At 63.6% G+C, this 16,740-nt stretch carries 19 protein-coding genes; 15 read left to right on the forward strand and 4 right to left on the reverse strand.

The genetic code is table 11. The features are described from left to right. The first annotated feature begins 39 nt into the window (after positions 1-39). From RA24_RS18500 to RA24_RS18570, 15 genes are all read left to right on the forward strand, one after another. Positions 40-534, forward strand: a complete 495-nt coding sequence (locus RA24_RS18500; protein WP_039193491.1) for a VOC family protein — start codon at positions 40-42, stop codon at positions 532-534. A gap of 224 nt (positions 535-758) precedes the next feature. Then, positions 759-1,622: a branched-chain amino acid aminotransferase gene (locus RA24_RS18505; RefSeq protein ID WP_039193430.1), complete on the forward strand. Its 864-nt coding sequence runs from the start codon at positions 759-761 to the stop codon at positions 1,620-1,622. A gap of 139 nt (positions 1,623-1,761) precedes the next feature. Beyond that, on the forward strand, positions 1,762-2,217 hold the full coding sequence (locus tag RA24_RS18510) for a universal stress protein (RefSeq protein ID WP_019297030.1): 456 nt from the start codon (positions 1,762-1,764) through the stop codon (positions 2,215-2,217). Positions 2,218-2,238: 21 nt separating this feature from the next. Beyond that, entirely contained in the window at positions 2,239-2,838 is a 600-nt protein-coding gene (locus RA24_RS18515; RefSeq protein ID WP_039174863.1) for a 2-hydroxychromene-2-carboxylate isomerase, read from the forward strand. 69 nt (positions 2,839-2,907) lie between these two features. Further along, positions 2,908-3,474 (forward strand): NifU family protein, encoded by a 567-nt coding sequence (locus tag RA24_RS18520; protein ID WP_039174861.1) that lies wholly within the window; start codon positions 2,908-2,910, stop codon positions 3,472-3,474. A 21-nt stretch (positions 3,475-3,495) separates the two neighbouring features. Beyond that, positions 3,496-4,092 (forward strand): tRNA (adenosine(37)-N6)-threonylcarbamoyltransferase complex dimerization subunit type 1 TsaB, encoded by a 597-nt coding sequence (gene tsaB / locus RA24_RS18525; RefSeq protein ID WP_019297033.1) that lies wholly within the window; start codon positions 3,496-3,498, stop codon positions 4,090-4,092. Continuing rightward, the gene (locus RA24_RS18530) at positions 4,085-4,510 is read left to right on the forward strand and encodes a GNAT family N-acetyltransferase (protein ID WP_039193432.1); all 426 of its coding nucleotides are present in this window, start codon (positions 4,085-4,087) and stop codon (positions 4,508-4,510) included. Before tsaB ends, RA24_RS18530 begins: the two co-directional genes overlap by 8 nt. Positions 4,511-4,666: 156 nt before the next feature. Next, the gene (locus RA24_RS18535; RefSeq protein ID WP_039193493.1) at positions 4,667-5,662 is read left to right on the forward strand and encodes a BMP family lipoprotein; all 996 of its coding nucleotides are present in this window, start codon (positions 4,667-4,669) and stop codon (positions 5,660-5,662) included. A 17-nt stretch (positions 5,663-5,679) separates the two neighbouring features. Continuing rightward, entirely contained in the window at positions 5,680-6,033 is a 354-nt protein-coding gene (locus RA24_RS18540; RefSeq protein WP_019297036.1) for a nuclear transport factor 2 family protein, read from the forward strand. Further along, a complete protein-coding gene (locus RA24_RS18545; RefSeq protein ID WP_039193435.1) occupies positions 6,030-7,559 on the forward strand; it encodes an ABC transporter ATP-binding protein in 1,530 nt (509 codons plus the stop codon). The genes RA24_RS18540 and RA24_RS18545 overlap by 4 nt, the downstream gene beginning before the upstream one ends. Further along, positions 7,560-8,654 carry an ABC transporter permease gene (locus tag RA24_RS18550; RefSeq protein WP_039193438.1) on the forward strand — a complete coding sequence of 365 codons (1,095 nt, stop codon included), beginning with the start codon at positions 7,560-7,562 and terminating at the stop codon, positions 8,652-8,654. Beyond that, positions 8,654-9,619 (forward strand): ABC transporter permease, encoded by a 966-nt coding sequence (locus tag RA24_RS18555; protein ID WP_019297039.1) that lies wholly within the window; start codon positions 8,654-8,656, stop codon positions 9,617-9,619. Before RA24_RS18550 ends, RA24_RS18555 begins: the two co-directional genes overlap by 1 nt. Before the next feature lie 378 nt (positions 9,620-9,997). Beyond that, on the forward strand, positions 9,998-10,921 hold the full coding sequence (locus RA24_RS18560) for a sulfite exporter TauE/SafE family protein (RefSeq protein WP_019297040.1): 924 nt from the start codon (positions 9,998-10,000) through the stop codon (positions 10,919-10,921). A gap of 124 nt (positions 10,922-11,045) precedes the next feature. Further along, entirely contained in the window at positions 11,046-11,969 is a 924-nt protein-coding gene (locus RA24_RS18565; RefSeq protein WP_019297041.1) for a sulfite exporter TauE/SafE family protein, read from the forward strand. A 1-nt stretch (position 11,970) separates the two neighbouring features. Beyond that, complete coding sequence (locus RA24_RS18570) at positions 11,971-12,756, forward strand: TIGR02186 family protein (protein ID WP_019297042.1); 786 nt, start codon at positions 11,971-11,973, stop codon at positions 12,754-12,756. A gap of 81 nt (positions 12,757-12,837) precedes the next feature. On the opposite strand, the gene RA24_RS18575 is transcribed toward RA24_RS18570, so the two are convergent. The 4 genes from RA24_RS18575 to RA24_RS18590 all read right to left on the reverse strand — a co-directional run bounded on the left by RA24_RS18575 (position 12,838) and on the right by RA24_RS18590 (position 16,628). Further along, positions 12,838-13,575, reverse strand: coding sequence for an SDR family oxidoreductase (locus tag RA24_RS18575; protein WP_039193441.1), 738 nt, complete (start codon positions 13,573-13,575; stop codon positions 12,838-12,840). After that, positions 13,572-15,110 carry an ATP-dependent DNA helicase gene (locus tag RA24_RS18580; RefSeq protein ID WP_019297044.1) on the reverse strand — a complete coding sequence of 513 codons (1,539 nt, stop codon included), beginning with the start codon at positions 15,108-15,110 and terminating at the stop codon, positions 13,572-13,574. Before RA24_RS18580 ends, RA24_RS18575 begins: the two co-directional genes overlap by 4 nt. Before the next feature lie 63 nt (positions 15,111-15,173). Further along, positions 15,174-15,815, reverse strand: a complete 642-nt coding sequence (locus tag RA24_RS18585; RefSeq protein WP_039193443.1) for an acyl-homoserine-lactone synthase — start codon at positions 15,813-15,815, stop codon at positions 15,174-15,176. Between the two features lie 93 nt (positions 15,816-15,908). Then, the gene (locus RA24_RS18590; RefSeq protein ID WP_029204893.1) at positions 15,909-16,628 is read right to left on the reverse strand and encodes a helix-turn-helix transcriptional regulator; all 720 of its coding nucleotides are present in this window, start codon (positions 16,626-16,628) and stop codon (positions 15,909-15,911) included. Positions 16,629-16,740: the final 112 nt, after the last annotated feature.

The raw sequence follows: 16,740 nt of genomic DNA on the forward strand, positions 1-16,740 counted from the left end.
CGCCTCCATATTGCAGAAAACAAGCAATTGGAGACTGTCATGAGCACCGGAACTGCCCCCCTGCCCCCAGGCACCCGCATCGGCCATGTCCACCTCAAGGTTGCCGACCTTGAACGGGCAATCGGGTTTTACAGCGGCGTGCTGGGTTTTATCGTAACCCAGCAGCTGGGCAGTTCCGCCGCCTTCCTGTCGGCCGGCGGTTACCACCACCACATCGGGCTCAACACCTGGCATTCGCGCGGCGGCCCGGCACCGGCACCGAACATGACCGGCCTCTACCACACCGCCATCCTGCTGCCGGACCGCAAGAGCCTGGCCGCGGTGCTGCGCCGGGTGCTGGAGTCGGGCATCGCGCTCGAAGGCGCAGCCGACCACGGCGTCTCCGAGGCCATCTACCTGCGCGACCCGGACGGCAACGGGGTGGAACTCTACCGCGACCGGCCCGAACAGGACTGGCCGCGCGGGGCGGATGGCAGCCTGCAGATGGTCACTGACCCGTTGGATTTGCAAGATTTGCTCGCAGAGGTTGAGTAGGTCAGAACTGCTGCCCGAATGTTTCGCGCGCGAAACAATTGGTCAGTCACGCTGACCTATATTTCGCTGCGTCAGATTTCGCTCCAGAACGCCAGCCAACCAACTGAAACAAAACAATTAACAGCCTTCCCGCCCCTCCTTGCCTGTATCCGGCGAGGCCTAGAAAGGTCTGAACCCCTGACCTTTCTGGGCCTACCCTTGCGGCAAGCAGAGGGAGCGAGACGATGGCTGTGGGCAGAACTATCCGCACTTATTTCAACGGCAGCTGGCAGAACGGCAACGCGGCGGTGATGCGGGCTGCAGACCATGCGATGTGGCTGGGCTCCTCCGTGTTTGACGGCGCGCGTTTCTTTGACGGGCTGACCCCGGATTTGGACCTGCACTGCGCCCGCACCAATGCCTCTGCGGAGGCGCTGCTGATGACGCCAACCCATTCCGTGGAGCAGATGGTGGAGGTCATCCGCGAAGGACTGGAGGGGTTCGCCCCTAGCTCCGCGGTCTATATCCGGCCAATGTACTGGGCGGCTGATGGCGACGAGACGCTGATCGCCCCGAAGGCGGAGAGCACCCAATTCGCCGTCAGCCTGGAGGAAATCCCGATGGCGGCCCCCGATGCCGCCGCCACGCTGACCCGCACCCGCTTCCGCCGCCCGGTGCTGGAAAGCGCGGTGGTGAATGCCAAGGCGGGCTGCCTCTACCCCAACAACGCCCGGATGCTGAGGGAGGCGCGCAGCAAGGGGTTCAGCAACGCACTGGTGCTGGATGCCATGGGCAATGTGGCTGAAACCGCCACCACCAATGTGTTCATGGTGCGCGACGGCGAGGTCTTCACCCCAATCCCCAACGGCACCTTCCTGGCCGGCATCACCCGCGCCCGCCATATCAGCAACCTTCGCGCCGACGGTATCACCGTGCATGAATGCGTGCTGGGCTATCAGGATTTCGAGGAAGCCGACGAGATCTTTCTGTCGGGCAACATGAGCAAGGTGACCCCGGTCACCGCCTTTGACGAGAACCGCTATCAGGCCGGCCCTGTCGCCAAACGTGTGCGGGAGCTCTATTGGGACTGGGCCGCCAGCCAGCCGTAAATCCGTAAGCTCAACCCGAACATGCCCGGCCGGCGCAAAGTCTATGGCCAGAAATACGCAGCGTTGACGGCTCTTTGGCTCTATTGCCTGATCGCCCCGCATGCGCCATGATCCGCGGTGCAACAACGAGAGAGCGAAGATGCGCAAATTCCTTGTGGTCCTGGACGACAGCCGCGAATGCCTGAACGCCATGCGCTTTGCCGCCATGCGGGCGGCGCATACCGGCGCGGGCGTCACCATCCTGTCGGTCATTCCCCCGGATGAGTTCAACCACTGGATCGGCGTCGGCGAAGTGATGCGGGAGGAAGCGCGCGAGCGCATCCATGCTCATTTCGAAGTTTTCGCCAAATGGATGCGCGACCGCCAGAATGTGGACCCGGAACTGGTGATCCGCGAAGGCGAACCGGTGCCGGAAATCCTCGACTTTATCGAGGGCGATCCGGAAATCGGCGTTCTGGTGCTGGGTGCGGGCACCGGCCGCAAGGGCCCCGGGCCGCTGGTCACCCAGCTCACCAAGAACTCCGGCGCCCTGCCGGTGCCGATCACCATCGTGCCCGGCGACCTTAGCAAGGAAAAGCTGGAAGCAATCACCTGACCAGAAGGGACGGCAGAGGCGATGACCGGCGGGATCACATTCTGGTTCGAATTCGCCTCCACCTACTCCTATCTCAGCGTGATGCGCATCGGCGAACTGGCTGCCGCCCGCGGCGTTGCCGTTACTTGGAAACCGTTTCTGCTGGGGCCAATCTTTGCCGCTCAAGGCTGGGACACCTCGCCTTTCAACATCTATCCAGCCAAGGGCCGCTACATGTGGCGCGACATGGAACGGATTTGTGCGGCTCGCGGCCTGCCCTTTAGCCGCCCTGCGGTGTTCCCGCAGAACGGGCTGATGGCGGCGCGGCTAGCTTTAGCTGCGGCGGAACAGGACCGCATTGAGCCTTTCACCACGGCCGCGTTCCAGGCGCAGTTTGGTACGGGCAAAGATATCGCGGATGAAACTGTCTTGCAGCGTTGCCTGAGCACGGCGGGCCTTGACCGCAATCTGATGCAGCGGGTACAGGCGCCGGATATCAAATCGGCACTCAGGGCGAAGACCGATGAGGCCATTGCGGCGGGCATTTTCGGCGCGCCCAGCTTCACCAGCGGGGCGGAACTGTTCTGGGGTGATGACCGGCTGGAGCAGGCGCTGGAGCACGCCGCGGGCGGCGCAATTTAGAATCGTTCCAAATCTTGACTTGGCGGGCCGCAAGGCGCATATCGGGGACACGCTTAACGGAGACCCGACATGTTCATTCAGACTGAATCCACGCCAAACCCGGCGACGCTGAAATTCCTGCCGGGCCAGACCGTTCTTGAGGTCGGCACCGCCGACTTCCCCAGCGCAGACGCTGCCGGAAAATCGCCGCTGGCCTCCCGCATCTTTGCGGTTGAGGGCGTGACAGGCGTGTTCTTCGGCAATGACTTCGTGACAGTGACCAAGGCGGACGCTGTCGAATGGGACCACATCAAACCCGCCATCCTGGGTGCAGTGATGGAACACTATCAGTCCGGCCAGCCGGTGATGGCAGATGGTTCCGAAAGCCCGGCCTCCGGCCATGCCGAGCATTCCGGCGAGGACGCGGAGATCGTCAACCAGATCAAGGAACTGCTGGACAGCCGGGTGCGCCCGGCAGTGGCCCAGGACGGCGGCGACATCACCTTCCACGGCTTTGACCGCGGCGTGGTCTATCTGCATATGCAGGGTGCCTGCGCCGGCTGCCCATCCTCGACCCTGACCCTGAAGATGGGCATCGAGAACCTGCTGCGCCACTACATCCCGGAAGTCACCGAGGTGCGCCCGGTTGCCGTCTGACCGCGCGCGAAAGGACATCTGATGGCTTCCGAACCGCTGGTTCTGGGTTTTGACACATCGGCCGCGCATTGCGCGGCCGCTTTGCTGCGCGGGGAGACCCTGCTGGCCTCCCGGCTGGAGGAAATGACCCGCGGCCAGGCCGAACGGCTGATGCCGCTTCTGGAAGAGGTGCTGGCTGACGGCGGTGCCGCATGGCAGGATCTTGACGCCATCGGCGTCGGCATCGGTCCCGGCAACTTCACCGGCATCCGCATTGCGGTCTCCGCCGCCCGCGGGCTGGCTCTGGGGCTGGAAGTGCCAGCCGTGGGCGTGGACGGGTTTGAGGCCCGCGCCGCCGAGGGCACCTTGCCCGCCGTGCCCGCGCCGCGCAATCAGGTTTATGCCGCCCTGCCCGGGGAGGCACCGCGTCTGATGCCGCGCCAGGAGGCCGAGGACGCCGCCCGCGGTGCCGGGCTAGCGTTTGCGCCTGAGGCAAGCCCGGCAGGGATCGCCGAAGCGATTGCGCGCATCGCAGCTGCGCGGTTTGAAACCGTGACCGAGCCGCCTGCACCGCTGTACCTGCGTGCAGCCGATGCAGCGCCGTCCAGCGACGTGCCGCCTGCGCTGATTGATGAGTGATCCCCTGACACCGGCGCAGATGGCCGCCACCCATGCCGCGGGTTTCACCCAGTCGCGGCCGTGGTCTGCACTGGAGTTCGCTGCCCTTCTGGACAGCCCGCTGATCTTTGCCGCCGGGGATGCCCGCTGTTTCGCCCTGGTGCGGGTGATCGCGGATGAAGCTGAACTGCTGACCATCGCCACCGATCCCGCCCATCAGCGCCAAGGGCTGGCCCGCGCCTGCATGGCGGAATGGGAATCACTGGCCTGCGCCCGCGGCGCCGCAGAGCTGTTTCTGGAAGTGGCCGAAGACAACGCACCCGCAAAGGCGCTGTACCGCGTCTGCGGATTCGCGGAATGCGGGCGCCGGGCGGGATATTACCGCCGCAAAGATACCAATCCGGCGGACGCAATCCTGATGAGAAAGTCTTTACCCTAGGCCAGTTGCGCGGATTTCGCACCAAATGGTCAAAAAGCGGTTGACCCCCTCCCTGCCCTGCAGGCTAAATTGCCGCACCCTCTAAGGCCTGAACGGGGCCGGGCAGCGGAAAATCCCCGCTGCATCCAACAAATAATGACAGTGGGAGTTAACCTGATGACCCTGATGAAACCGCTGATGGGCGCAGCCGCGACGCTGGCCCTGACTGCAGGTGCCGCACTGGCGGAACCGGCCCTGATCTTTGATCTGGGCGGCAAGTTCGACAAGAGCTTCAACGAGGCCGCACACGGCGGTGCCCAGCGCTGGGCTGAAGAGACCGGCGAAAGCTACCGCGAGATCGAACTGCAGTCCGAAGCCCAGCGTGAGCAGGCCCTGCGCCGCTTTGCCGAGGCCGGCGCCAACCCGATCGTGATGGTCGGCTTCGCCTTTGCTGATGCCCTGGGCCAGGTGGCTGCCGATTATCCGGACACCAAATTCACCATCATCGACATGGTTGTCGAAGGCGACAACGTGCGCTCGGTTGTCTTTAACGAACACGAAGGCTCCTACCTCGTAGGCATGATGGCGGCCATGGCGTCCAAATCGAACACCGTCGGTTTCATCGGCGGCATGGACATCCCGCTGATCCGCAAATTCGCCTGCGGCTATGCAGAAGGCGTCAAGGCAGCTAACCCGGATGCCACCGTAATCGCCAACATGACCGGCACCACCCCGGCGGCCTGGAACGACCCGGTCAAGGGTTCCGAACTGACCAAGGCACAGATCAGCCAGGGCGCGGACGTGGTCTATGCCGCGGCTGGCGGCACCGGTGTGGGCGTGCTGCAGACCGCAGCCGACGAAGGCATCCTGTCGATTGGTGTGGACAGCAACCAGAACCACCTGCACCCGGGCAAGGTGCTGACCTCGATGACCAAGAAGGTCGGCAACGCCGTGTTTGAGGCCTTCAGCGATGGCGCCGACATGGAAACCGGCTTCTCTGTCATGGGTCTGGCCAACGGCGGTGTCGGCTATGCCATGGATGAGCACAATGCGTCGCTGGTTTCTGCCGAGATGCAGGCCGCTGTGGACGAAGCTGCTGCCAAGATCGCCTCGGGTGAGATCAAGGTGCATGACTACATGTCCGACGACAGCTGCCCTGCGCTGAGCTTCTAAGAAGAAAGCCCCAGGCCATGACGGATTCACTTCATATTCTGTTTGAAGCCTGGGGCGACCCATCGCCCGAAGCCCGCGCCGAAAAGACGGACGCAGCCATCGGGTCCGAATTCTATTACTCCGATCCCAACACCCCTGCCCCCATAACCACCCGCGATGCTTACCTGGAGTACATTGCGCAGTTCAGCGCGATGATGCCGGGCGCCGCGGCCAAAGTGGTTGCCGTCTCTGAACACCACGGCCACGCACGCGCCACGGTGGATTTCGAGAAGGACGGCCAGCGCATGGTGCGCGGACAGTATTTTGCCGATCTGAAGGACGGCAAGGTGGTACGGCTGATCGGATTTACAGGCATGGGAGAGCCCGATTGACCGCCCCCGCCATCGAACTCAAAGGCATTTCCAAAGCCTTTGGCCCGGTCCAGGCAAACAAGGACATTTCCATCAGCGTTGCCCCCGGCACCATTCACGGCATCATCGGTGAAAACGGTGCGGGCAAATCGACGCTGATGTCGATCCTCTATGGCTTCTACAAGGCCGACAAAGGCGAAGTCTGGATCAAGGGCAAACGCACCGCGATCCCGGACAGCCAGGCAGCCATTGCCGCAGGCATCGGCATGGTGTTCCAGCACTTTAAACTGGTGGAGAATTTCACCGTGCTGGAAAACATCGTGCTGGGGGCTGAGGACAGCGGCATGCTAATGCCCTCGCTGCGCCGTGCCCGCAAGGAGCTGAAGGCGCTGGAAGAGGAATATGAGCTGTTCGTGGACCCGGACGCCCGCATCGACGAGATCGGCGTTGGCATGCAGCAGCGTGTTGAAATCCTCAAGGCGCTTTACCGCAAGGCTGAGATCCTGATCCTGGATGAGCCGACCGGCGTGCTGACGCCCTCTGAGGCTGACCAGCTGTTCCGCATCCTCGACCGGCTGCGCGCCGAAGGGAAGACCATCATCCTGATCACCCACAAGCTGCGGGAGATCATGGAGTATACCGACACGGTGTCCGTCATGCGCCGCGGCCAGATGACTGCCACCGTCAAGACGGCAGAGACCAGCCCGGAGCATCTGGCCGAGCTGATGGTGGGCCGCAAGGTTCTGCTGCGCGTTGACAAGGTGCCCGCCCAGCCCGGTGCCCCGATCCTGGAGATCGAGAACCTGAGGGTGGTGGACAGTGCCGGCGTCGAGCGCGTCAAGGGCATCGACCTGACCGTGCGTGCGGGCGAGATCGTCGGCATTGCAGGCGTGGCCGGCAACGGTCAGTCGGAGCTGCTGGAGGTTCTGGGCGGCATGCGCCCCGGCACCGGCAGCATCAAGCTGCACGGCAGTCCTCTGCCCCTGCAGGGACTGGGCTCGGACGCCGCCGCGCGGCGCAACGCCCATATCGGCCATGTGCCGGAGGACCGCCAGCGCGAAGGCCTGATCATGGACTTCCACGCCTGGGAAAACGTCGCATTCGGCTACCACCGGGACCCGGCCTACAAGAATGGTGTGCTGATGAACAACGCAGCCCTGCGCGCCGATACTGAGGCCAAGATGGAGAAATTCGACGTGCGCCCGCCCGATCCCTGGCTGGCGGCCAAGAACTTCTCCGGCGGCAACCAGCAGAAAATCGTCGTGGCGCGCGAGATAGAGCGCAACCCCGACCTGTTGCTGGTCGGCCAGCCGACCCGCGGCGTCGACATCGGCGCCATTGAATTCATTCACAAGCAGATCGTCGAGTTGCGCGACCAGGGCAAGGCGATCCTGCTGGTCTCGGTCGAGCTGGAGGAGATCCTGTCGCTCGCGGACCGGGTTGCTGTGATGTTTGACGGCATGATCATGGGCGAACGCCCGGCGGACCAAACCGATGAGAAAGAACTCGGCCTGATGATGGCCGGTGTCGCGGGGGAGGCCGCGTAAATGGACAAGATGCCGAAATGGGCCGATGTGGTCCTGATCCCGCTGATCAGCCTTTTCCTGGCCGCACTCCTGTCGGCGCTGGTGATCCTCGGGATCGGCGAAGACCCGGTCGCCGCGGTCAAGCTGATGGTCGATGGCGCTCTAGGCTCATCCTATGGCTGGGGCTACACGCTCTACTACGCCACCAATTTCATGTTCACCGGCCTTGCGGTGGCGATTGCCGCCCACGCGGGCCTGTTCAACATCGGCGGCGAGGGCCAGGCGATGCTGGGCGGGCTTGGCGTGGCGCTGGTCTGCCTGCTGATCCCTTGGCCGCATTGGACGCTGGCGCTGATCTTTGCGGCCCTTGGTGCGGGCCTGTTTGGTGCCGCCTGGGCCGCGATTCCCGCCTATCTGCAGGCCAAGCGCGGCAGCCACATTGTGATCACCACCATCATGTTCAACTTCATCGCCGCGGCGGTGCTGAACTACGTGCTGGTCAATTTGCTGCGTCCCGAAGGCTCGATGGATCCGGCCACTGAACGCTTCCCCGAAGCGGTGCACCTGCCGTCTTTGCATGAGCTGCTGGCGCCGATCGGGATCGAGTTTTCGAAATCCGCACCGGCCAATGTCAGCCTGCTGGTGGCCGTCGGCGCCTGCCTGTTTGTCTGGCTGCTGATCTGGCGCACGCCGCTGGGGTATGAAATCCGCTCCCTCGGCAAGTCCGAGCCGGGCGCGCGCTATGCCGGTATCTCCTCGGTCCGAACCATCATGATCGCGATGCTGATCTCCGGCGCGCTGGCGGGCATGATGGCCGTCAACAACGTGATGGGAGAGGCAGAGCGGTTGGTTCTGAACGCCACCGAAGGCGCCGGTTTCATCGGCATCGCGGTGGCGCTGATGGGGCGCAACCACCCGTTCGGCGTGTTCCTGGCGGCGATCCTCTTTGGCTTCCTCTACCAGGGCGGCGCTGAACTGGCGCTGTGGACCTCGATCCCGCGGGAGCTGATCGTAGTGATCCAGGCCTTGGTGATCCTGTTCACTGGTGCGCTCGACAACATGGTGCGGATGCCGCTTGAGCGAATCTTCCTGGCGATGCGGAAGGGGCAGAACTGATGGATTTCCTGACGATCATCCAGCTGCTGGACTCCACTGTCCGCCTGGCCACGCCGCTGCTTCTGGCCTGCCTGGCGGGCCTGTTCTCCGAGCGCGCGGGCATCTTCGACATCGGCCTTGAGGGCAAGATGCTGATGGCCGCCTTCTTCTCTGCCGCCGTCGCCGCCGTCACCGGCAATGTCTGGCTGGGGCTGCTGGCCGGCATCGGCTCCTCGCTGGTGCTGGCGGGGCTGCACGGGGTGGCCTCGATCACCTTCCGCGGCAACCAGTTGATCTCCGGGGTGGCGATCAATTTCCTGGCCGCTGGCATGACGGTGCTGATTGCCCAGGACTGGTTTCAGCAAGGCGGCCGCACACCGTCGCTGATCGGCGGCGGGCGGTTCACCCCGATCAACCTCCCCTTTGCCGAAAGCCTCTCCGGCGTGCCGGTGCTGGGTCCTATCTATGCTGAGCTGCTCTCTGGCCATTCGATCCTGGTCTACATTGCCTTCCTAGCGGTGCCTGCGACCTGGTGGGTGCTGTTCCGCACCCGCTTTGGCCTGCGCCTGCGTGCTGTGGGGGAAAACCCGGCCGCAGTGGATACCGCCGGCGTTTCGGTTGTCGGCTTGCGCTATGCGGCGGTGCTGATCTGCGGCCTGCTGTGCGGCATTGCCGGCGCCTATCTGGCCACCGCGCTGCAGGCGGGGTTCGTCAAGGACATGACCGCGGGCCGCGGCTTCATCGCGCTGGCCGCGCTGATCTTTGCCAAGTGGCGGCCCTGGCATGCCATGGGTGCCTGCCTGCTGTTTGGCCTCTTGCAGGCGATTGCGCTGCGGTTCCAGAACATTGAGCTGGGCGGCATCACCATCCCGGTGCAGGCAATGGACGCGCTGCCCTACGTGCTGACGGTGGTGATCCTGGCCGGTTTCGTCGGCAAGGCGATCCCGCCCCGCGCCGGCGGCGAGCCCTACGTCAAGGAACGCTAAACGCCATTCCAGAACCAACGAAACGCCCGGCCAAAGTGCCGGGCCTTTCTTTTTTCCCTCCTTCGTCTTTTCCGGGTCAGGGGCCTCGCAGCGGCGGCGCGGAGGCGCCGTTCACCCTTGACGCGGCAAAGACGCAAACACACTCGACCAGGCCACTGAAGGGCAGTCCTGCCCCTCAGCGGCTTCTCAGCAGAACCCCTTCGCGCCGCTCGCAGAGCGGCGCCCGGCCCAAGGCTGCCGAGGCGAAGGGCTCCGCCCATCACCTGCAGGCGCGGGAGCCTCCGCCTTTAAGTCCAGATCATGCTCCGCTGTCGGTCCTGTCTGCCGCAGTGCCGCCCGGCCGGTTGACCACGCGCACCGCAGTTGCTGTAAGACCTCATGCACATCTTCCTCCCCATCGCCGAGGTCTCGGTCAACTTTCTGCTGCTCTTGGGCATTGGCGGCGCCGTGGGGGTACTCTCGGGCATGTTCGGGGTCGGCGGCGGCTTCCTGATTACGCCGCTCTTGTTCCTGATCGGCATCCCGCCGGGGGTTGCGGTGGCCACCTCCGCCAATCAGGTGGTGGCCTCTTCCGTATCTGGCCTGATGGCGCATTTCCGGCGCCGCACCGTGGATCTGAAGATGGGCTATGTACTGCTGGGCGGCGGCCTCATGGGGGCTGCCCTGGGAATGGCCGTTTTCAACTGGCTCAAGAAGCTGGGCCAGGTCGATCTGGCGGTGCAGCTGTGCTATGTGCTGTTCCTCGGCGTGATCGGCGCGCTGATGTTTATCGAAAGCGTCAATGCAATCCGCAGGGCCCGCCAGGCTGGCGGCGCCCCCGCCTACAAACGGCGCCAGCGGTCCTGGGTGCATGCCCTGCCCTACAAGATGCGGTTCAAAGCCTCTGGTCTCTATATCTCCGTGATCCCGCCCGCGCTGGTCGGCTTTGGCGTCGGCATCCTGTCGGCAATCATGGGCGTCGGCGGCGGCTTCATCATGGTGCCTGCGATGATCTACATCCTCGGCATGCCGACCAAGGTCGTGATCGGCACCTCGCTGTTCCAGATCATCTTTGTCGCCGGGTTTACCACGGTAATGCACGCAACCACCAATTACACCGTCGACGTGGTGCTGGCGCTGTTCCTGCTGATCGGCGGCGTTGCGGGCGCCCAGCTTGGCACCGTGATCGGCGCCAAGCTGAAGGCGGAACAGCTGCGGGTGCTGCTGGCGCTGCTGGTGCTGTCAGTCTCAATCAAAATCGGCTTTGAGCTGCTGCTGGAACCCGCCGACCTGTTTTCCTTGACCGTTCTGAACTTGCCCTGATGCAGGCAAATGCGGAAGGACCTCAGGCTGCAATAAGTCCAGTTTGCAACGGCAAATCAGTCCTGCACGCTGCAGAGCGGCATAGATCATTGATTTTTGATATGACTGCGGTCTAACAAAGAACATGCAGATATACCTTCCCATAGCTGAGGTCTCGGTCAATGCCTTCCTTCTCCTGGGCCTTGGGGGAATGGTCGGGGTTCTCTCGGGCATGTTCGGAGTTGGCGGCGGCTTCCTGATGACGCCGCTTTTGTTTTTCATCGGCATCCCGCCTGCGGTGGCGGTGGCGACAGAGGCGAACCAGATTGTCGCCTCCTCCTTCTCCGGCGTGCTGGCGCATTTCCGAAGGCGGACGGTCGATATCAAGATGGGGCTGGTGCTGCAGGCCGGCGGTCTGATGGGCGCGGCCCTGGGGGTTGTGGTGTTCAACTACCTCAAGGCGCTCGGCCAGGTCGACCTGCTGGTCAAGCTTTGCTACGTCGTCTTCCTGGGCGTGGTCGGCGGGCTGATGTTCATCGAAAGCCTGAATGCGATCCGCAAGTCCAAGAAAGCAGGCGGCGCTGCCCCTGCCCCGCGCCGCCAGCGCGGCTGGGTACATGCGCTGCCGTTCAAGATGCGGTTCCGCACCTCCGGCCTCTACATCTCGGTGATCCCGCCCGTTCTGGTTGGCGTCTGCGTTGGTATCCTGGCTGCGATCATGGGTGTCGGCGGCGGTTTCATCATGGTGCCTGCGATGATTTATATCCTCGGCATGCCGACCAAGGTGGTTGTCGGCACCTCGCTGTTCCAGATCATCCTGGTCACTGGCTTCACCACCATGCTGCATGCCACCACCAACTATACCGTGGACATCGTGCTGGCGGTTCTGCTGCTGGTCGGCGGCGTGATCGGCGCCCAGATCGGCACCCGTATCGGTGTCTACCTCAAGGCCGAACAGCTGCGCATCCTGCTGGCGCTGATGGTTATCGCGGTCTGCGCAAAATTGGGCCTCGACCTCTTGCTGCAACCGGCTGAGCTGTTCTCGCTCGGCGACGCAGGAGGCCACTGATATGCGCAAACTTCTGCTCTCAGCACTTACAGCCGCCGCGCTGGCGTTGCTGCCCCAATCCGCAGCCCAGGCCGCCAAGGAAGAGGTCGTTCTGGGCCTCAGCCAGGACCGGGTGGCGATCACCGCCACCTTTGATGGCTCTGAAATCCTGATCTTCGGCGCGGTCAAGCGCGAGGCTCCGATCCCCACCGACGAGCCGCTGGAGGTCATTGTCGCAGTTTCCGGCCCGGCGCCCTCCGTGATGGTGCGGCGCAAGGAGAAAAAGCTGGGCATCTGGGTCAACGTCGACAGCGTTCTGGTCGACTCGGCTCCTGCGTTCTACGCGGTTGCCACCAGCGCTCCATTTGCCCAGGTGCTGAACGACACCGAAGACCTGCGCTACCGGGTGTCGATCCGGCGCGCGATCCGCTCGGTGGGTGCTGCCATGCACATCCGCGGCGCCCAGGCCTTTGCCGATGCGGTAATGCGGATCCGCGAAAGGAACGGGCTCTACTCCCTGCGTGAAAACACCGTTGCGGTCGATCAGCAAACCTTGTTTCGCACCGCGATCGAGATGCCCGCAGACTTGACCGAAGGCGACTACCAGACCCGTATCTTCCTGACCCGCGGCGGCGAGGTGGTTTCGAGTTACGAGACCACCATCGACGTGCGTAAGGTGGGGCTGGAGCGGTTCCTGTTCTCGCTGTCGCGCGAGCAGCCGTTTCTTTATGGCCTGATGTCGCTGGCGATTGCGATTGCGGCCGGCTGGGGCGCCTCGGCTGCATTCAGCCTGCTCAGGAACCGGTAAAGAGGCGCGCTGCGCGCCAGCGCAGCGCCACGCCCAACGGGAGCGGTGCTTCCTGGATGCACCAGCGACGGCCGGGAGCGCTCAACCGCGGCCGATATAGGGCATCTTGGTCGCCATCACAGTCATGAACTGAACATTGGCCTCCAGCGGCAGATTGGCCATGTGCAGCACGGATGCCGCCGCATCCTCCACCGCAAATGTATGCATCGGCTCAGCACCCGGATTGGCGTCGGCGTGGCGCTGGCTCAGGTCCTCAACCATCGGGGTGCGGGTATTGCCGATGTCGATCTGGCCGCAGGCGATATCAAAGGGGCGGCCATCCAGCGACAGGCTTTTGGTGAGGCCGGTAATGGCCGCCTTGGTCGCTGCATAAGGCGCCGAATGGGGCCGCGGCACGTAAGCAGCGATGGAGCCGTTATTGATGATCCGCCCGCCTTGCGGCGCCTGGTGGCGCATCTGGCGGAAGGCGGCGCGGGCAGTCAGGTACATGCCGGTGAGGTTCACGTTCACAGAGGCGAACCAGTCCTCCAGCGGGATCTCGTCGATGGTGCCAGGCGGGGTGAAGATACCCGCATTGTTGAACAGCACATCAAGCCGGCCCGCAGCCATGGCAAAGCTGTTCACCGCATGATCGACCGCCGCAGGATCAGTTACATCGGCGGGCAGGACATGAGCGTTCGTGTGGCCCATCGCCACGTCTTCAAGCCTCTCTGCCCGGCGTGCTGTCAGACCGACCTGCCAGCCCTCGGCCAGGAATAGTTCTGCAACAGCCCGGCCGATTCCGGAGCTGGCGCCGGTGATCAGGATTGATTTGCTCATGCCGGGGTCTCCTCCTGTGCTTCCAGCGTCAGCGCCGCGGCCGGCACCGCCCTGAGGTCATCCACCTGCAGCGGGCCGGAGGGTTTGGCCAGGCGGTTCCTGACCACCCAGATCAGCCGCTCCTGCGCCCGGGTAATTGCCACATAGGCCAGCCGCTTCCACAAGGGCTGTCCCGCCTCCACCCGGCCCATGCGGGCGGCAGCATAGATGTCGGGTGCAAAGACCTGGGTGGTATCCCATTGCGAGCCTTGCGCCTTGTGGATGGTCACCGCCGCGCCGTGCAGGAACGTGGCCCCCATGCGCGCGGCAAAGGGAATGAAGGGCTCTTCCTCGTCCGGTTTCTCAATTTTCACGATTGAGGCGGCAGAGACCTGCGGGTCCTCTGCGCCCATCACATGCAGGCGTGAAAACCCGGGCTTGCGGCCTGCCCCGAGGTAGATCACCTGCGCGCCCTTGATCAGCCCGCGGGCCTCCAGGTCCAGCCGCTTCTTGCGGTGTTTCATGGGCAGTTCGATACCGTCGCAGATCAGCGGCTCGCCGGCGATCAGCTGATCCTCCGGCGCACCATAGACGGTGCGGAAGGCGTTGATCAGCCGGATGCGGGTGTTGTTGCGCCAGACCAGCACCGGCGAGCGCGCCATCAGATCGACCTCTACCCGCTGGCCCCAGACCACACGCTCATCGCGGCGCGCCGTGTCCTCGATCATCCGCTCGAAATCCTCGAACCCCAGCTGCGGGTCGGCCAGCGCATGTGCCAGATCCAGGATCGGGTTGCCGGCCTCCTGCCGGTGGATGCGGTTCAGGATCAGCCGGCGCGGCTCCGGCAGCGCATCAAACACCATTGACCCCGACTGGTTCACCGGCGCCAGCTGGGCCGGATCGCCGAACAGGATCAGGTTCGGGAAAATCTCCTTCAGGTCTTCGAACTGGCGGTCGTCGAGCATCGAGGCTTCATCGACAAAGCCGATATCCAGCGGCTCCTCGCGCCGTTTCCAGCCGGTGATGAAGTCTGAGCCGCGCAAACCCGCGGCGGCCAGTGCGCCGGGAATGGATTTGTTTTTCTCGTAAAAGGCCGCCGCGCGGGCCAGCGCCTCCTCGGTCAGCCCCTCGATCTCGGGCTGTTCGCCCTGCCCCGCCAGCCATTCGGCGATCTTCTCGAACTCCGGATCATAGACCGGAGTATAGAGAATTCGGTGGATGGTGGTGGCCGGCACCCCGCGCAGGCGCAGCACGCTGGCGGCCTTGTTGGTTGGCGCCAGGATGGCCAGAGTGCGGCGGTCGTCGCCTTTCTTGCGGCTTTCGTAGTCGCCGGAGACCACCTCGACCCCCGACTGCTCCAGCGCCTTGTAAAGCTCTGCCAGAAGCAGGGTCTTGCCCGATCCTGCCTTGCCGATCACCGCCATCACCCCGGCGTCGCCGCGGGGCGGGTGCAAGAGCCCGTCATCAAGGTCCACTCCCGCCTGTCGCAGGAGTTCGGTCACGCTGTCATAAGCAGTGGCCTGGTCATCGGAAAACTGTACGGGCAGAGCTGTCATGGCGCGACCCTACAGCCGCGGGGCCGGGTCCGCCAGAGGCTCCGGCCCCGGAGATCGTATCTGTCAGGCGGTAAGCGCCAAGGGCTCAGCCGCCCGCGCCCCGCCGAACGAACGGTCGAACCAGAGCTGCGAAAGCTCCGGCGCGATGCCTGCTTTAGCGGCCACGTTCAGGTAGACCTCAGGCGCGTATTCCCAAAGCCCCAGGCAGATGCGCTCCCGCCCCTCTCCCTGGGTGCCGATCACCTCAGGGCTGAAGCCCAGGCTGCGGTAGATCCGCACCATGCGGCGGTCAAAGACACCGGCGAAATGCGCCACCGAGAAGTTGCGCATGATCTCGACCCCGCCCAGGGTCAGAGCGCCTGCCACGTTGCGGCCCGCCTCGCGCGACAGGCAGAACCGGGTGCATTCCCAGATCAGCGGGCTGCAAATCGGCACGCCGCCCGTGAGATCCAGAAACACATCATTGACCATCACCGGGCCGGTGGTCGGCAGAAACCGCATGGAGCCGCCATGGCTGCCATCAGGCATTTCCCAGATCACATAAAGCGGGTCCAGCGCGTCATACTGGTCACGCTCCTCACCGTTGCAGTCAACCTGCACCTCCCAGCCCAGCCGGGTCCTGAACTGGTCTGCCCTGTCCCGGAACATCGAATGCGCCAGAAAAGCGTGGTTGTGAAGATCGCGGCCATAGACATAACGAAGCATGATTTAGTCCCCTTCTGGTTGAACAGTGAGGACAGGGTACGGCTATTAGGCACAATCTCAGAATGTATTTGCGGTAGCTTTTTCGCCCTACCGTTAAATCACAATCAAACCGAGCGACATCGCCCGGGCAATTGCATGGGTGGTATTGATTGCGCCCAGCTTGAACCGGGCGCTTTCGATGTAGACGCGCAGCGTGTGCTCGGAGATCGACAGGGTCTTTGCCACCTGCGCACGGCTGTATCCGATCGCCAGAAAGGTCAGCGCGTCCACTTCCCTGGGCGACAGAGGCTGGGCCTGTTCCGGGGTACGCTCAGGTTCGAACTCCAGCGCTTTACGATTGAAGTAATGCGCCATCAGGATCATGTCACGGCTGTAGCGCTCAGTCAGCCTTTCCCAGGCCTCGTCATCGCAGTTGTGGCTTACAGTGAACACCGCGAATTGCCCGTTGGGGCCCCGGATCGGAATTGAGTAGCCCTGATTGCCGACCCCGTGCTCCAGCGCGTCTTTCAGAAACTCGCGCGCCGGTTTCGGCGACCAGTCCAGCCGCTTCCAGTCCACCGGGTGAAAGCGCTGGTAGCAGCCTGCGACGACCGGATCGACGCGGACATAGGCCTTTTCCTGATACCGCTCGACCCAAGTCTGCGGATAGGTGCCGAAGTAGTAGTGGTCGCCAGCGCTGTCGACCCAATGGTACATGGCATGGTCGACACCGAACACGGTGCAGACCTGATCAATGATCTGCTGGAGACCATCCAGGGTATCTGTGGCGTCCAGCGCCTCCAGGATACGGTCCAGTTCTGCTTTGCCTGCCATGGGTCGCTCGCCGCCGTTGTTCGCTGCCTTGGTTCGGATATCTGCAATACCTGTAGCTTCAGGCATGACATATTTGCAGGGTTTTTGCAGCGCCTGCTTCCCCGAGGTCAAT

Origin of the sequence: Leisingera sp. ANG-M6 (assembly GCF_000813905.1) — a bacterium.
Lineage (GTDB): Bacteria > Pseudomonadota > Alphaproteobacteria > Rhodobacterales > Rhodobacteraceae > Leisingera.

Excerpts from the sequence above, each read along its gene's own strand:
- RA24_RS18535 (WP_039193493.1), top strand. The coding sequence starts at position 4,667 with ATGACCCTGATGAAACCGCTGATGGGCGCAGCCGCGACGCTGGCCCTG.
- RA24_RS18580 (WP_019297044.1), bottom strand. The coding sequence starts at position 15,110 with ATGACAGCTCTGCCCGTACAGTTTTCCGATGACCAGGCCACTGCTTAT.
- RA24_RS18570 (WP_019297042.1), top strand. The coding sequence starts at position 11,971 with ATGCGCAAACTTCTGCTCTCAGCACTTACAGCCGCCGCGCTGGCGTTG.
- RA24_RS18530 (WP_039193432.1), top strand. The coding sequence starts at position 4,085 with ATGAGTGATCCCCTGACACCGGCGCAGATGGCCGCCACCCATGCCGCG.
- tsaB (WP_019297033.1), top strand. The coding sequence starts at position 3,496 with ATGGCTTCCGAACCGCTGGTTCTGGGTTTTGACACATCGGCCGCGCAT.
- RA24_RS18520 (WP_039174861.1), top strand. The coding sequence starts at position 2,908 with ATGTTCATTCAGACTGAATCCACGCCAAACCCGGCGACGCTGAAATTC.
- RA24_RS18505 (WP_039193430.1), top strand. The coding sequence starts at position 759 with ATGGCTGTGGGCAGAACTATCCGCACTTATTTCAACGGCAGCTGGCAG.
- RA24_RS18560 (WP_019297040.1), top strand. The coding sequence starts at position 9,998 with ATGCACATCTTCCTCCCCATCGCCGAGGTCTCGGTCAACTTTCTGCTG.
- RA24_RS18500 (WP_039193491.1), top strand. The coding sequence starts at position 40 with ATGAGCACCGGAACTGCCCCCCTGCCCCCAGGCACCCGCATCGGCCAT.
- RA24_RS18540 (WP_019297036.1), top strand. The coding sequence starts at position 5,680 with ATGACGGATTCACTTCATATTCTGTTTGAAGCCTGGGGCGACCCATCG.
- RA24_RS18515 (WP_039174863.1), top strand. The coding sequence starts at position 2,239 with ATGACCGGCGGGATCACATTCTGGTTCGAATTCGCCTCCACCTACTCC.
- RA24_RS18590 (WP_029204893.1), bottom strand. The coding sequence starts at position 16,628 with ATGGCAGGCAAAGCAGAACTGGACCGTATCCTGGAGGCGCTGGACGCC.
- RA24_RS18555 (WP_019297039.1), top strand. The coding sequence starts at position 8,654 with ATGGATTTCCTGACGATCATCCAGCTGCTGGACTCCACTGTCCGCCTG.
- RA24_RS18510 (WP_019297030.1), top strand. The coding sequence starts at position 1,762 with ATGCGCAAATTCCTTGTGGTCCTGGACGACAGCCGCGAATGCCTGAAC.
- RA24_RS18575 (WP_039193441.1), bottom strand. The coding sequence starts at position 13,575 with ATGAGCAAATCAATCCTGATCACCGGCGCCAGCTCCGGAATCGGCCGG.
- RA24_RS18550 (WP_039193438.1), top strand. The coding sequence starts at position 7,560 with ATGGACAAGATGCCGAAATGGGCCGATGTGGTCCTGATCCCGCTGATC.
- RA24_RS18585 (WP_039193443.1), bottom strand. The coding sequence starts at position 15,815 with ATGCTTCGTTATGTCTATGGCCGCGATCTTCACAACCACGCTTTTCTG.
- RA24_RS18565 (WP_019297041.1), top strand. The coding sequence starts at position 11,046 with ATGCAGATATACCTTCCCATAGCTGAGGTCTCGGTCAATGCCTTCCTT.